The organism is Collimonas sp. OK607, from assembly GCF_900111995.1.
Classification (GTDB): Bacteria; Pseudomonadota; Gammaproteobacteria; order Burkholderiales; family Burkholderiaceae_D; genus Collimonas.
On the sequence record NZ_FOKF01000069.1, the window covers coordinates 1 to 15,550 of the forward strand.

Annotated in this window: 13 protein-coding genes and 1 pseudogene; 9 read left to right on the forward strand and 5 right to left on the reverse strand. The window is 56.7% G+C overall.

Annotated features, from left to right (window positions below; all coding sequences use genetic code 11):
- Positions 1-493: 493 nt before the first annotated feature.
- Both kdgD and BM029_RS24770 read right to left on the reverse strand, forming a co-directional pair.
- Entirely contained in the window at positions 494-1,405 is a 912-nt protein-coding gene (gene kdgD / locus BM029_RS24765; RefSeq protein WP_092440628.1) for a 5-dehydro-4-deoxyglucarate dehydratase, read from the reverse strand.
- A 343-nt stretch (positions 1,406-1,748) separates the two neighbouring features.
- The gene (locus tag BM029_RS24770) at positions 1,749-2,507 is read right to left on the reverse strand and encodes a FadR/GntR family transcriptional regulator (protein ID WP_092440630.1); all 759 of its coding nucleotides are present in this window, start codon (positions 2,505-2,507) and stop codon (positions 1,749-1,751) included.
- Between the two features lie 378 nt (positions 2,508-2,885).
- Between BM029_RS24770 and BM029_RS24775 the strand changes: the two genes are divergently transcribed.
- Both BM029_RS24775 and garD read left to right on the forward strand, forming a co-directional pair.
- Positions 2,886-4,235 (forward strand): MFS transporter, encoded by a 1,350-nt coding sequence (locus BM029_RS24775; RefSeq protein ID WP_244545214.1) that lies wholly within the window; start codon positions 2,886-2,888, stop codon positions 4,233-4,235.
- Positions 4,232-5,821 carry a galactarate dehydratase gene (gene garD, locus BM029_RS24780; protein WP_092440634.1) on the forward strand — a complete coding sequence of 530 codons (1,590 nt, stop codon included), beginning with the start codon at positions 4,232-4,234 and terminating at the stop codon, positions 5,819-5,821. The genes BM029_RS24775 and garD overlap by 4 nt, the downstream gene beginning before the upstream one ends.
- A gap of 7 nt (positions 5,822-5,828) precedes the next feature.
- On the opposite strand, the gene BM029_RS24785 is transcribed toward garD, so the two are convergent.
- From BM029_RS24785 to BM029_RS24795, 3 genes are all read right to left on the reverse strand, one after another.
- Positions 5,829-6,890: a questin oxidase family protein gene (locus tag BM029_RS24785; protein ID WP_092440636.1), complete on the reverse strand. Its 1,062-nt coding sequence runs from the start codon at positions 6,888-6,890 to the stop codon at positions 5,829-5,831.
- 93 nt (positions 6,891-6,983) lie between these two features.
- Positions 6,984-8,297 carry an ATP-binding protein gene (locus tag BM029_RS24790; protein WP_244545213.1) on the reverse strand — a complete coding sequence of 438 codons (1,314 nt, stop codon included), beginning with the start codon at positions 8,295-8,297 and terminating at the stop codon, positions 6,984-6,986.
- Entirely contained in the window at positions 8,287-8,964 is a 678-nt protein-coding gene (locus tag BM029_RS24795) for a response regulator transcription factor (RefSeq protein ID WP_092440639.1), read from the reverse strand. Before BM029_RS24795 ends, BM029_RS24790 begins: the two co-directional genes overlap by 11 nt.
- A gap of 253 nt (positions 8,965-9,217) precedes the next feature.
- Between BM029_RS24795 and BM029_RS24800 the strand changes: the two genes are divergently transcribed.
- From BM029_RS24800 to BM029_RS24830, 7 genes and pseudogenes are all read left to right on the forward strand, one after another.
- Entirely contained in the window at positions 9,218-11,404 is a 2,187-nt protein-coding gene (locus BM029_RS24800; RefSeq protein ID WP_092440641.1) for a TonB-dependent receptor domain-containing protein, read from the forward strand.
- Between the two features lie 61 nt (positions 11,405-11,465).
- Positions 11,466-12,140, forward strand: a complete 675-nt coding sequence (locus tag BM029_RS24805; protein ID WP_092440643.1) for a MotA/TolQ/ExbB proton channel family protein — start codon at positions 11,466-11,468, stop codon at positions 12,138-12,140.
- A 1-nt stretch (position 12,141) separates the two neighbouring features.
- Entirely contained in the window at positions 12,142-12,540 is a 399-nt protein-coding gene (locus BM029_RS24810) for an ExbD/TolR family protein (protein WP_092440645.1), read from the forward strand.
- 8 nt (positions 12,541-12,548) lie between these two features.
- Positions 12,549-13,235 carry an energy transducer TonB gene (locus BM029_RS24815; protein WP_092440647.1) on the forward strand — a complete coding sequence of 229 codons (687 nt, stop codon included), beginning with the start codon at positions 12,549-12,551 and terminating at the stop codon, positions 13,233-13,235.
- Between the two features lie 78 nt (positions 13,236-13,313).
- Entirely contained in the window at positions 13,314-14,033 is a 720-nt protein-coding gene (locus BM029_RS24820; RefSeq protein WP_092440650.1) for an acid phosphatase, read from the forward strand.
- Positions 14,034-14,183: 150 nt separating this feature from the next.
- A complete protein-coding gene (locus BM029_RS24825) occupies positions 14,184-14,963 on the forward strand; it encodes a hypothetical protein (protein ID WP_092440652.1) in 780 nt (259 codons plus the stop codon).
- Positions 14,964-15,349: 386 nt separating this feature from the next.
- Positions 15,350-15,550, forward strand: a pseudogene (locus BM029_RS24830) (IS110 family transposase); the annotation flags it as partial.

Below are 15,550 nucleotides of genomic sequence, written 5' to 3' on the forward strand. Positions count from 1 at the left end.
ATTACGGTATTCTTCATTTCGGGTTCTCCTGTCTTAAGTGGTTTTTGCGAACCTCTACTTTGGCACAATGATGCCGTTGACAGCGAGAACCCGCCCTCCGAATTCCATCCCGTCTTGTCAGCTTCGCCCCTGAGGGGGAGGCGTCCATTCCATTTCTTTTGCTTGCCTGCGCGGCCCGGCCAAAAGAAAGTAAGCAAAGAAAAGGCGACCGCAAAGCCACTGCCTTCCCTTCGGTCAGGTCCCCAAATGCGTCACGTGCCAGTCGGGTGGAAAGACCAACTCGCTACGCTCAAACATGTCTTCCCACAATTCCCGACTGACACGCGCCGCATTTGGCAGCGTCCCAATGCGGAAGGCACGTCAAAAGCCGCGTCAAAAACAACCCCACGCAGTTATTTAGGGTCAGAGTCAACTTTCGCAGGCTTTATCGCGAAACTTGACTCTGACCCTAATTAACGGTCCACGGAGTAAACGCCGTTGCCTGCGTCAATAATTACTGCGCCCCTTGCGCCAAAATCAATGCCTTCAACTGCTCACGCTCTTCCGCATTCAAATCAATCAACGGCGTCCGTACCGGCCCACCATCATGGCCGACAATAGTTGCGCCAGCTTTGACGATGCTCACAGCGTAACCGGCTTTCTTGTTGCGGATTGCCAGGTAAGGCAAGAAGAAACTATCCAGCAAACGACCAGTGGTAGCGTGGTCGTCATTCTTGACTGCAGTATAGAAATCCATAGCCAGTTTCGGCATGAAATTGAATACCGCCGACGAATAAACCGGTACGCCGAGCGCCTTGTACGGTGCGGCAAACAATTCTGCTGTCGGCAAGCCACCCAAATAAGTCATGCGGTCGCCGAGGCGGCGGCGGATCGATACCATCAGTTCGATGTCGCCGATGCCATCCTTGAAGCCGATCAGGTTAGGGCAACGCGCTGCCAGCAATTCCATCGAATCTGCATTCAGGCTGCATATGCCTCGGTTGTACACGACGACGCCGAATTTGACCGAATTGCAGATGGCTTCGACGTGGGCTACCAAACCATCTTGCGATGCTTCTGTCAGGTAATGCGGCATCAGCAGGATGCCTTGCGCACCCAGACGTTCGGCTTCTTGTGCGAAAGCGATGGCGGTGCGGGTCGGGCCGCCGGCGCCGGCCAGGATCGGTACTTTGCCACGGCAGGTTTCTACCGCCAGCCGTACTACGTCAGAGTATTCGGAGGTGGTGAGCGAAAAGAACTCGCCAGTGCCGCCTGCCACAAACAAGGCACTCGCACCGTAGGGAGCTAACCATTCAAGCCGTTCCGCGTAGGTGCTCGGGCGGAAATTGCCTTGCGCATCGAAATCGGTAATCGGGAAAGACAGCAAGCCGGAGGAAAGTACTTGTTTGAGTTCTTGAGGATTCATGGTCTCGGTATCGTGTAGTGCTGCGGTTGATGATTGAGCGCCTTTGCCACGCAGAAGGGCATGTTGGCGTTCAGGGACTTATGTTATCAGTCATCGTACAACAAAGATTTGCAGTATGCAAGCCGGGAAATGTCATTTGTTTTATTCAGGAGAGTGAAGCGCGGCGTTAAAAACGGCGGAAATCCATGGCGGAGCAGGCGGTTAGCCGTGCGTCGCAATGCGGGTTTTTACGGAGTTTGTGGAGCGACCGGGCATGCCGGCAGCTTGATTGTTCGATTTTATTCGATTGCGCTCGGTTCGTTGTCGCCGTCTGGTCGTGGCTTTTTTGTGGCTTTTTCGTCGTTTACGACTGCAACGCCATGCTGTCCTGCACCTTGCGCAAACGCTCGCGGCTATTACTCAGGTGGGTGCGCATTGCCGCCCGTGCTGTCTCCGGGTCCTGGCGCACGATGGCGTTGTAGATATCTTCATGCTCACGATGCACGCGGTCCAGATAGGCAGCCGGATCGTCATGCGCCAGCTTGGCGGAATTGATCCGGGTGCGCGGAATGATGGTGGTGCCGAGGTGGGTCAGGATATCGACGAAATAACGGTTGCCGGTGGCTTGGGCGATGTGCAGATGGAACTGCACATCGGCCGCAACCGAGTCGCCATGCTCGTTGGCGCTTTTCTGGAAGGCATCCAGCGCCATCCGCATTTGCGCCAGTTGCTCGTCGTTGCGCCGTGTCGCCGCCAGTCCGGCGGCTTCTGCTTCGAGGCTGATGCGCAGTTCCAGGATGGCCAGGATATCGCGCATGGTGACCACGGTTTCCGGATCGATGTCGAAATTACTGGAGTTGCTTGCTGCCAATACAAACGTGCCGATGCCGTGTCGCGTCTCTACCAGTCCCGAGGCTTGCAGATGCGAAATCGCCTCGCGTATCACGGTACGGCTGACGCCTTGCGTGCGCATCAGTTCAGACTCGGTCGGCAGCTTGTCTCCCGGTTTGCTGACGCCAGTGCGAATGCTGTCGGCAATATTGGCGACCACGCTCTGCGCCAGGTTGCGATGTTTTTTCGGCGGAGCGCTTGGAACGGGCAGAGTATTGAGCGGTGTATTCATAGGGTGGGGCCGCGGGAAAAGTAAATCTAGTTGCCAAATTATTTTTCGGTGATTATACTACGATTCAAGTTGTAGGATGACTGATAACACAACTGTAGTCTAGTACACATAAACACTAATAACAATAAGAACGGCGCCCTGCAGCAAGTAACAACGGGCAGGCAATAACCGACAAACAACAGCCGACAATCCGGCCCCGATCCGCAAAATACGCAAGATGCGCGGTGACGAGTTCGGATAGTGGGGATCTGCAGTGTATCAAGCGGCTTCATTGCAAGCGCTGACTCTGGAAAAAGACAGGAGACGTAGGTGATTATCAACAAAACGACTGGGCCGGTATCGGCTCAACGTGGCAAGCTGCGCTACACGATTTTGTTCATGCTGTTCATGGTGACCACTTTCAACTACGCCGATCGCGCCATCCTTTCCATTGCCGGTACCGCAATGAAGAGCGAGCTGGGCTTCGACGCTGTCACCATGGGATTCATCTTTTCCGCCTTCAGCTGGGCTTACGTGCTGGGGCAATTGCCGGGTGGCTGGTTGCTTGACCGCTACGGCTCGAAGCGCGTGTACGCCGCCAGCATCTTCATCTGGTCGCTATTCACCCTGTTGCAAGGCGGGGTGCATTTTCTCGGTGCGCTGTGGGCAGTGCCGGCGCTATTCATGTTGCGCTTCATGGTCGGTCTGGCCGAAGCACCTTCCTTCCCCGCCAACGGCCGTATCGTCGCCGCCTGGTTTCCGACAACTGAACGCGGGACTGCTTCGGCAATTTTTAATTCGGCGCAATATTTTGCTACCGTGCTGTTCGCCCCCTTGATGGCCTGGATCACGCATGCCTACGGCTGGTCGCAGACGTTTGTCGTGATGGGCGCTGCTGGCTTGGTGCTGAGCATGATCTGGATGAGGGCGATGCATAGCCCGAAAGATCATCCGAGCATGACTTCGGCAGAGCTGGCGCATATCCGCGACGGCGGCGGCCTGGTCGACATGGACCAGGGACTGGGAGGCAGCAAGAGCGCGGCCAAGGGTGGCACGGCCAGCAAAGTCAACCGCGGCGTCAAGCTGGGTTACCTCAAGCAACTGCTCAGCAATCGCATGTTGGCGGGTGTGTATCTCGGCCAGTACTGTATCAATACCATCACCTATTTCTTCCTGACCTGGTTCCCGATCTACCTGGTGCAGGAACGCGGCATGTCGATCCTGAAAGCGGGCATCGTGGCTTCCTTGCCGGCGATCTGTGGCTTTCTCGGCGGCGTATTGGGCGGCATGATTTCGGATCGACTGATCAAACGCGGCTTCTCGCTGACCTGGGCCCGCAAGATTCCTATCGTCGCCGGCTTGCTGCTGTCGACCACCATGATCTTGTGCAATTACGTCGATACCCAATGGATGGTGGTCGGCATCATGGCGCTGGCATTTTTCGGCAAAGGTGTTGGTGCGCTGGGCTGGGCCGTTGTGGCCGATACCTCGCCGAAGGAGATCATCGGTCTCACCGGCAGCCTGTTCAACATGTTCGGCAATATCGCCGGCATCACTGCACCGATCGTGATCGGCTATATCATCAAGGAAACCGGCTCCTTCGAGTGGGCGCTGGTATATGTCGGCGCCAATGCCTTGCTAGCCGTGATCAGCTACCTGGTGATTGTGAAAGATATCAAGCGCGTCGAGCTCAAGCCGCTTGACGACGCAGGACAGCCATACAAGAAATTATCTGGAGTGGAATCATGATCAAGGCAGCACCGGTTGTCGATACGGACAACAACAATACGCCGCTGTATATCCGCATGCAGGAGCAGGACAACGTTGCGATTGTCGTCAATGACGGCGGTTTGCCGGCCGGTGCGATCTTCCCGTGCGGGTTGGTGCTGCGCGACAAAGTACCGCAGGGCCATAAGGTCGCTCTGCGCGATCTGGCGGAAGGCGAATCGATTGTCCGCTACGGCGTGGTGATCGGTTACGCGCAGCGGCCGATTGCGCAAGGAAGCTGGATCGAAGAATCGCTGGTGCGGATGCCGCCGGCACGAGAACTGACCAACCTGCCGATTGCCACCCGCGTTCCGGCAGCTGCAACGCCACTGGACGGCTACACCTTCGAAGGTTATCGCAATGCAGACGGTACAGTCGGCACCCGTAATATCCTGGCGATCAGCACCACCGTGCAATGCGTATCCGGCGTAGTGGAACACGCTGTCAAGCGCATCAAGGCCGAATTGCTGCCGCGATACCCGCACGTCGACGATGTCATCGGCCTTGAACATACCTACGGCTGCGGCGTGGCGATTGACGCGCCGGGTGCCGAGATCCCGATCCGCACCTTGCGTAACATCAGCATGAATCCCAATTTCGGCGGGCAGGCCATGGTGGTCAGCCTGGGTTGCGAAAAATTGCAACCAGGCCGGCTGTTCCCGCAAGGATCGATTCCGATTCAAAGCACCGGCGGCAAGGAAGAGGGCTTGCGGGTGGTGTGTTTGCAGGATGCCGAACACGTCGGTTTCGAGTCGATGATCACATCGATCATGGCTACTGCAGAAGAGCAATTGAGCGAATTGAATAAGCGCCGCCGTGTTTCTTGTCCGGCATCGGAACTGATCGTCGGCGTTCAATGTGGCGGCAGCGATGCTTTCTCCGGCGTCACGGCTAATCCGGCGGTGGGTTTTGCCAGCGACTTGCTGGTGCGCGCCGGCGCCACTGTGATGTTTTCCGAGACCACCGAAGTGCGCGACGGTATCGACCAGCTTACTGCGCGTGCCGCCAACGCCGAGGTGGCGGAGGCCATGATCCGCGAGATGGCCTGGTACGACGACTATCTTACCCGCGGCGGCGTCGACCGCAGCGCCAACACCACGCCGGGAAATAAAAAAGGCGGCCTCGCCAACATCGTCGAAAAAGCCATGGGCTCGATCGTCAAATCGGGCAGTAGCGTCATCTCCGGCGTGCTCTCACCTGGCGACAAGTTGAAGCAAAAAGGCTTGATCTATGCAGCCACGCCGGCCAGCGATTTTGTCTGTGGCACCTTGCAACTGGCGGCTGGCATGAACCTGCACATATTCACCACCGGCCGTGGCACGCCCTACGGTTTGGCTGCAGTACCTGTCATCAAAGTGGCGACGCGCAACGACCTGGCGCGGCGCTGGCACGATCTGATGGATGTCAACGCCGGCCGCATTGCCAGTGGTGAAGCTAGCATCGAAGACGTCGGCTGGGAAATGTTCCATCTGATGCTGGATGTCGCCAGCGGCCGCAAGAAGACTTGGGCGGAACATCACAAATTGCATAACGCATTGACGTTGTTCAATCCGGCGCCTATCACCTGATTCGGCACTAATGCATCTGGAACACGCGGCCCGCTCGCCGCGCCGCTGCAGCCAGATACAGTGGCGACGGCGCGCGCCGGTTCTCGCAATAGCAGGTGTACACCATCTTGATCACGTGGTCGTCATCGGAAGCGATGGCGGTGGTGAACAGGTCATGCCACGTGTCCGCGCTGTCGGCCAGGATCTCTTCCTCTGGCAATGTGGCATGCAGAGTGGCATGTGAGGCGGCCAGAGGCGGCGCACCTGTCGACACATAGGCGGCACAAAACGCTACCCACAAATCCGGCAACAAGCGCTGCGCCAGCGTTGCCGGCAAATGCGTCAGGACGCGGCGCGCGGCGTGCAGGCCGGTGACGACATGCAAGGCAGTGAAATTATTGGTTTGCCAATACAAGGCAATTGCCGCCTGTGCCATGTCGTCGAGCAGCTGCTGTTGGGGTTGCGCCGGTGCGGCCGGCAGCGTCGCGTAAAACGACGGATCGGCACCCACCGCTCGCAGGCGCGCTACAATCCAGTCGCCAGTGAATGTCTTGCCGCCCATTGCGCGCGACAATGCCGCCAAACCTTGCTTCACCGAAGCGGCGGGCACGCGTTGCCGCGATCCCATATCGATATGCAGATTGCCACTGACTAGCGCCGCAAGTCCGGCAGCGATTTCGCCGACATGTTCTGCTTCCAGGCCATATCCGAGCCGGATCAAAGCGTGAAAAGCACCGCTGGCAGGGGCAAACGGTATCCGGCTCAGAACTTGTGCAAGCACTGCATCCGCGCCGGCGCTCCAGATCCATTCTTCATAGAATCCGCGCAAAGCGGTGAATGTGCTGGCATCGCCGAGGAAAAGCGGCCAGGTTTCGCGGTTGACGGACCTGGCGGCAGGCTTGGCAGCCAGCGCGAAGCGGCCTTCCCATCTGTCGAAAAATTCCTGCAGGCGCGCAGGTTGCGCACCCATGCCGGCCAGCGCGCAAAGCGCCATCGGACAGTGATTGGCCATGCCTCCGTTGTCTGCTGCAAAGCGGGCATTGTCGTCGAGCAGCCGATGCAGGGTGGGTTCGCGCAGTCGTTGATTCATGTCATTGGCTCAGGATAAGTAGTAGACGAACCCAGTATGCAAGTTCAAGTAAACTTGAAGTCAACAAGAATTTTGCTGCTTGCAAATTACAGATTACCAGGCGGCTCTCTTGAAGATAACGCTGGCTTTCAATCCGCGCAGCCGCTGCGCCTGACCGAGTTGTACTTCAGCCTGATGCAGCTCGGCCACCTGCTTGACGATCGCCAGGCCAAGACCGCTTCCAGTTGCTTGCGGCACCAGGCAGCGGTAGAAACGGTCGAAGACGCGCTCCCTTTCTGCCGGCGGAATGCCGGGGCCGCTGTCTTCTATCTCCAGCAGGATGTCATCTTGCCGGGCCCGGATGGTGACGTCGACCTGGCCGCCGCTGGGCGTGTAACGCACCGCGTTGTCGATCAGGTTGCGTAGCAGGATGTGCAAGTGATGTTCCGATCCGATGACAGCGCCCGCGTCCAGCTGTTCCACGCCGAGGTTGATCTTTCGCATGTTGGCATAGGGGATAAGGTCAATCGTCACCTCGCGCGCAATCTCGTGTAGTTGCAGCGGAACGTGCTGATCCTGGATACCGGCGGATTCAAGGCGCGACACCATCAGCAGTTGCTCGACCAGATGACTGGTTCTTTTGACGCCAGCCTTCAGATCGGCCAGCGCATAAGTCTCGCGCCCGCTTCCCAGCGATTGTTCAACCAGCTGGGTTTGGATTTGCAAGGTTGCCAATGGCGTGCGTAGTTCATGCGAAGCATCGGCAATAAATTTCTTCTGCCCCTCCAGGGCGATACCGAGGCGTTGCAACAAGGTGTCGAGTGCATGCGTCAGCGGCTTGATTTCGGCCGGCTGGTCTTGCGAGGCCAGACGTCCCAGCTTGTCGGGAGTGCGCTTTTCCAATTCCTGCGACAGGCGGGTTAATGATTGCAATCCGGTGCCGACACTCCAATGTATCAGCATGCCCATGATCAGCAAGAATAGCAGCAGCGGGATCAGAGAGCGCAACGCATGTTCGACGGCTATATTGCGCCTGCCGCTCAGCGATTGCGCGACCTGGATAAAATTGCTGTCGGTTTTGCGGATATACAGCTTCCACTCACCGTCACGCCACCGCACTTCACTGAATCCAAGAGTGGAGAATTGCGGCAGGATGATGTCGGGATGGGAGCTATAGCCTAGTTTTCCGTTCTGATCCCAAATCTGCAGGATGCTGTCGTCGCCATCGTATTTCAACGGCGGAGCGGATCTTTCCAGGTCGCTGTTGTTGAAATGGGCCGGAATGGCGAATGCGATCTGGCTCATCTGGTCGTCGTAGATATCGGCCAGCAAAGCGCGGTCGATCAGATAGTCTGCCAGTACAAAACAGGCGCCCAGGATGGTTAATCCGGACAGCAGCCAGAACAGCAGGCGATTCCTAATTGACACATGCACTTTCATTGCTGGCGAGCATATAGCCGAGGCCACGGATGTTCCGTATTACGCCGGGAGATAATTTTTTCCGCAATGCATGGATATGCACTTCGATGGTATTGCTCTCGACCTCATCGTTCCAGCCATAGACCTTGTCCACCAGCTGGGCTCGCGACAGTACCGCGCCAGGTTTCTCTATCAGCGCAGCCAGCACCATCAGTTCACGGCTGCTAAGGGAAATATTCTTGCCCTTGTAGGTGACGGTATTGCCGGCCGGGTCGAAATGGATATCGCCATGCGTCAGCAACGGGCTGGTGCGGCCGCCGCTACGCCGCAGCAAAGCGCGCACGCGTGCGGCCAGTTCATCCAGATCGAAGGGTTTGCTCAGGTAATCGTCGGCGCCCGCATCCAGTCCTTCAATCCGGTTCAGCACGCGGTCGCTGGCTGACAGAATGATGACCGGCGTGCTGTTGCTGTCGGAGCGCATTTTCTTCAGCACTTCCAGTCCCGATTTGCGCGGCAACCCCAAATCCAGCATCACGGCCGAATAGGACTCCGCAGCCAGGGCGGCTTCGGCGGCAATCCCGTCCTGGGTCCAGTCAACGGTAAAGCCATAGGGATAGAACCCTTTGCGGATGCTATTTCCCAGCATGTAGTCGTCTTCTATCAGAAGTAAGCGCATTGGAGTTCTTGGCCTGGTCGACCTTACAAAATAGCAGCCGATTGTGACGAGCGCGTGAAATGTGCGGGTGATTGACGTAAATCAGACAGATTCGGGCAGATTTTTTGCAGATCATTTTCGCTTAATTTTCAAAGCTTATGCTTCGCCCCGAACTACGGCCAGCACGCTTCTGCACCTAGCTGCAAGCCATTCACGGACCATCTTCTTTCGATTTTTACGACACGATCTGAATTCAAAAAAAGGAAACCTAGAAATGAAGCGCCCCAGTTTTAAGCCGAGTTTGAAGCCAACTACCCAGCAAGTTTTGCAGGCATTAGCCGTCATGTGCATGGCCGCGCCGATTATCGCCAGCGCGCAGCAAGCAACTGATCTTGGTGCAGTCAGCGCCAACGGTGGTTCCGGTACCGTTGAAGTAACCGGCAAGGCCATCACTGCCGACAAGACCGCACCGTCGCAGAGTTCGCTGACAGCACGTTCGGCGCAATCGATAGTGAGCGATGAGTTCATCCGCAACCTGACTTCACCGGTGGCCGATTTCAGCCAGGTGCTGCAGATGACGCCGGGCATGTACAGCTATAGCCCGAACGGTGTCGGCCTGGGCGATACCAAGACCTTCTTCCGCGGTTTCTCCGACGGCGATTACACGATCAGCTTCGACGGCATTCCATTTCAGGATACGAATAGTCCGTCGCATCACACGTGGGCATTTTTCCCCAGTCAGTTCCTGGGTGGCGCGGTAGTCGACCGCAGCCCGGGCTCGGCAGCGACCATCGGCCCTGCCAACTTCGGCGGTTCGGTCAACCTGCTGTCGCGCAACCTGGAGCCGGACCAACGCACCAGCGTATTCGGTTCATACGGTTCATTTAATACCAAGATTTACGGTGCCGAGGTTGAAAGCGGCCAGTTCGGTCCGGACGGCTCGTCCAACCTGCTGGTGAATGCCCATCAAATGACATCGGATGGCTATCAAACTTACAACAAGCAAACGCGCGATGCAGTGTCGCTCAAATATCAATATGCGATTACCGACAACACCGCGTTGACCTTGTTCGGTTCCTATATCGATCTGAAAGCCAATACCCCGAATACCAAAGGTGCGACCCGCGCCCAGATTGCGCAGTTCGGCGAGGATTATTTGTTGAGCAACAATCCCAAGCAGGCCAACTACTGGGGCTACAATTTCTATCATGTCACCTCGGACTTCGAATATGCCGGCCTGACCTCGAACCTCGGCGGCGGCTGGAAGCTGGACGACAAGCTCTACACCTACGCTTATCATAATCAGCAGAACTACAACGGTACCACCATCACGGCCACTAGCGGCACCGACAAGCTCAACAGCTACCGCACCTACGGTAACCTGCTGCGCCTGAGCCAGGAATCCAGGTTCGGCATTCTGCGCACCGGCCTGTGGGCGGAAAATGCCGATACCAATCGCTACCAGATTCCATCCGACCCACGGACCTGGGTCGACTCGGTACTGCCGAATTTCCATGAGCGCTTCAAGACCACTATCCTGCAACCGTTCGTCGAATATGAGTTCCAGGTTGCCCAGGATCTGAAAATCACGCCAGGCGTCAAATATTCGTCGTATCGCCAGGACCTGACCCAATATGCCGATAACGGCAAGACCGTCGGCAACCTGGGCGGCCTGCCTAGCGTCGAGCATGCGGTGACATACAACACGGTGTTGCCGTCGTTCGATGTCCATTACATGCTGCAGCCGAACTGGTCGGTCTACGGCCAGTACGTGGTTGGCGATGAAATTCCGCCGAGCAGCATATTCGATGTCAAGAACGCCAAAGTCACCGCCCTGCCGTCGTCGATCAAGAGCAAGACCTTCCAGATCGGCTCGGTCTGGAAATCCGACCGCTTTACCTTCGATATCGATGCTTACCATATCAAGTTCGATAACGCCTACTCGTCCTTTACCGACAACGCTGGCAACACCACTTTCTTCGCCAACGGCAGCTCAACTACCCAAGGCGTCGAAGCTGAAGGTAACGTCGTCCTGGGCGCGGGTTTCAGCCTGTACGCCAATGCCACTTACGGCACGGCCAAGTACGGCAACGGCCAATGGATAGCCAGTGCGCCTAGCGATACCGAAACACTCGGCTTGAACTACAACCAGGGCGGCTGGGATATCGGCTGGCTCAACAAGCGTGTCGGCACCATGTACAACGACAATGGCAGCGTGCACCAGGCAGTCAAGATCGCGCCGTTCACGATCTCCAACCTGTTCGTCAACTACACCATCAAGCATCCGGCGCAATTTATTAAACAGGCCAAGATCCAGTTCGGCATCAACAACCTGTTCGACAAGCACAGCATCGTCGGTGTCAATCCAGCCAGCACCACGACTTCGGCGCCGGCGCCGGGAGATGTGTTGACGCTTTTGCCGGCACGGAGTTTGTCGTTGGCTTTGAATCTGGATTTCTGATTTTCCAGGGCATTCGATCCACAGGGAGAGCTTTGCTCTCCCATTTACCTGAATCTACATCATGAATATTTCACACTTGCTTGAACTGGCCAACGAATCCGGCGGCACGCTGTACCTGATGCTGGTGCTGTTGCTGGTCGCCCTGACCGTCATCATCGAACGCGCGCGTTACCTGTCCAACATGCAGCAAGGCGGCGAACAGATCATCGCCATGCTCAAGCGTGAAGATGGCGGTCTAGAGCAGGGCGTGTTGCCGCAAAAACTGGCGCGCCTGCCGCACGGCCGCTTGTTCGATGTGCTGCAGCATGAGCCGGCCAATGTTGACCGCGCCACTTTCGACGGCCATCTGGAAGAAGCCATCATGCATGAAGTGCCGACGCTCGACCGCTCGCTGTGGTTGCTCGATACCGTTGTCACGCTGGCGCCGCTGCTCGGTTTGTTCGGCACCATCATCGGCATGTTCAACGCTTTCCACGTACTGGGCGACACGCAAAACGGCGCGGCCCAGGTCACTGGCGGAATTGCCGAAGCGCTGATCGCCACTGCATCCGGTTTGTTTATCGCCATGATCGGACTAGCCTTCTTCAACGCCCTGCATACACGCGTACGCATCGTGCTGCATCAGCTGGAAACCATCAAGGTCATGTTGCTTAATCGTCACGACCGGCTGCAGCCGCGAATCACGTCTGGCGTATCCAACGTGAAGTCGATTTCCCATCCGGCGGCGAGGGCTTGAGATGCGTTATCTGGAAACCAAGAAGGCCAGGATAGAAATCATTCCGATGATCGACATCATGCTGTTCCTGCTCGTCTTCTTCGCGATGCTGACACTGCGCATGATCCCGGCTTCCGGTCACCTGACCAAGCTGCCCACCAGTTCCACCGCAGTCAGCATTCCCGCACCCAAGCTGCTGGTCGAGATCCAGCAAGACGGCACCCTGCTGGTTGAGGGGCAACAGCTGACGCCGACGCAATTGACTGACAAGCTACGCCAGCAGGACAACAGCAAGACCGCGGTCACCATCGCCGGCAACCAAACCGCATCGCTGCAGCAGGTGATGGCGGCTATCGATGCCATCAAAAAGGGTGGCGTCACCGAACTCGGCCTTGCGACCCGCAACGGCGATAGTAAATAAAGGCGGCAATGTTGATTAATTTCCGCCATTTCCCGAGCCGTGCGTTTGCGCTGGCGATCCTGGCCGAGCTGGGCATCGTCGCCGTGGTGGCGCTGATGCTGGCAGGTGCGGCATCGTCCAGCCCGGCCTTGTCGGAACCGGTGCCGATCACCCTGGTCAGTGAAGAACCGGCGCCGCCGGAGCCAACCCCGCCAGCACCGCCGCCACCGAAGCCGTTACCGCCGGTTGCCCTGCCCAAACCGCAGGTCCAACCCAAGACCAAGGTGCCGCCGCAGAAACCCGCTGCACCGGCAGCGGCAGTCGCGACTCCAGAGCCGGCGCCTAGCGCACCTGCGCCGCTAGCCGAAGCGCCAACCGCTTTTTCCGAGCCGGTACCGACGCCGCCTGCACCACCACCGGCTGGTAACAAGGACGCACCTAACGCCGAGTACGCGGCCAAGGTCAAGGCTGCGGTGCAAGCTGCCGTGGTGTATCCGCCGGCAGCGTTGGCGTTGCATTTTGCCGGACGCGTGCGGGTCGAGTTCCATCTACGCGACAGCATCGCCGGCCAGGCCAGGATTGTCACCGCCAGCGGCGTCGGCATGATCGACCGCGCCGCTTTGGCATCGGTACAGAGCGCCAGCTATCCAGCGCCGCCGGCCGATATGCAGGGCAAGGACCATGTGTATCAGGTCTGGGTTGAATTCAAATCCTGATGTTTTGACGTCAGTTTGATCTTATCGATTTGTTTGTTTTGTCTTTCTATTAATCCGTTTTTATTTGAAAGTACCGTCATGCGTAAATTCATTGCTTCCGTACTGGTCATGTCCCTCGTCGCCTGCAGCGCATCGGTGCTGGCGCGCGAGGAAAATCCCTTCATCACGTCGAAGGAAATCGACCTGATCAAATTGCTGCCGCCGCCACCGGCCAACGATTCGCTCCAGACCAAAGCCGAGCTGAGCGAAATTCTCGCCTTGCAAGCCGCCCGCACGCCGGAAATGGTGGCACGTTCGCAAGCTGACGCGACTGAAAACATCTGGCGTTTCGCCGATGTGATGGGAGTCAAATTCAAACCAGAGCAATTACCGCTGTTCGCCAAGTTCTTCCAGCGCGTGGTCGATTCGGAAGGTGCCGTGGTCGACACCTACAAGGATGTCTGGAAGCGTCCGCGTCCATTCATGTATAGCGATCAAGTCAAGCCAGTGGTCAAATTATCCCGCTCCGGCGCATACCCGTCCGGCCATGCGACAGCTGGCACGTTGATGGGCATCGTATTGTCCAACATGGTCCCGGAAAAACGCGCCGAGATCATGGCCCGTGCCGCCGAATATGCCAACAACCGCATCATCGGCGGCGTCCACTACCGTTCCGACATCGAAACCGGCCGCATCACCGGCACTGTGATCGCCGCCAGGTTACAGACCCGCGACGATTTCAAAACCGGCTTCGACGCCGCAAAGAAAGAGTTACGCGCTGTGTTGGAACTGGGACCGGAGCTGGCTGAGAGCATGTAAGTCTGGGCGAACCCCTATGCTGCAAGAAAGCCAATCTTCGGGTTGGCTTTTTTTTAGCTGTCATTTATACGATCCGCCCGTATTTTTACGACATCTTTATACGCGCTTCCCTACACTGGATTCATCAGAGACAGCTACGCAGGTCATATCATGATCATCACGATTTTCAGCGAAAACGGATTTGCGAAACGATCAATAATCGCTCTCAATCTGGCAGCATATTGTGCGCGTAACCATCACAAGGTGTTGTTGCTGGATGCTACTTCGCCGCAGCATGCGCTGGGTTGGGACAAGAGACGCCAAACCACCGGGAGCAAGACGAAGATTACCGTACGCGGCATCGAGAACTTGCAATCGGAACTGGAAAACCCAGCGTCCTATTACCGTAATCACTACCCCGATACGATTATCGATGCCGACGGCGTCGATGTCCGCAATACCGACGCAGCACTGGTCGCCACCGACGTATTAGTGATTCCGATCGATTCTCGCCAAGGCTATGGCGGAGAAACATTAATCCAACGCATCGAAACCCTGCGTTTGTTTAATCCAGCGCTGCGCGTGCTGGTAGTAGAAGTCCAGGCCATCAGCGCCTTTGGCGCGGCCGCAAGTACAGAGAGCAATCCTGCCCAGATCGCAGCAAAAAAAATCCTGACAGCGACGCTGGCAGATACGGTGATCCACGAATGGATCGACGACCGCAGCACTTTTGATCAAGGGTTGTCCTTATTTGAATGCGACCCACGCAATGAGCGCGCTATAGCGGAGATCAAGGATCTTTATCAAGAAATTAAACGGATCAGAGTCCAGCCGTTGGAGTCCGCCGCGAACAGTTTGGCGATATTGCATGCTTTGCAAAGAAGGACGGAAGAGAAGGAATTGTGCCAAATCGATATTGATACACTTCAAGAATCGTCAACTGGTAGCTGATACGGTTGAAGTACGGGGCAGTTGCAGTTGTTTTTGAAGTGGTTTTTGAATTTGAAGTCCGCATTGGGACGCTGCCAAATGTGGCGCGTGTCAGTCGGGAATTGTGGGAAGACATGTTTGAGCGAAGCGAGTTGGTCTTTCCACCCGACTGGCACGTGACATATTTGGGGACCTCCTGCGGAGGTGGTGGCTTTGGCAGGAGCGGTGCTCCAGCCCTTTTTTTGCTTACTTTCTTTGGCGAAGCAAAGAAATGGAATGGACGCCTCCCCCTCAGGGGCGAAGCTGACAAGACGGGATGGAATTCGGAGGGCGGGTTCTCGCTGTCAACGGCATCATTGTGCCAAAGTAGAGGTTCGCAAAAACCACTTAAGACAGGAGAACCCGAAATGAAGAATACCGTAATTGGTGTTGACATTGCAAAGACTGTTTTTCAGTTGCATTGGGTGGAAACAGAGACCGGCGAGATCAGGAGCAAGCAGCTCAAACGGGCTGGTTTTCTGTCCCATTTTGCCAATCTGGCACCTTGCCTGATTGGCATGGAAGCCTGCGGTGGGGCTCAGCATTGGGCACGCCGATTAATGGAGATG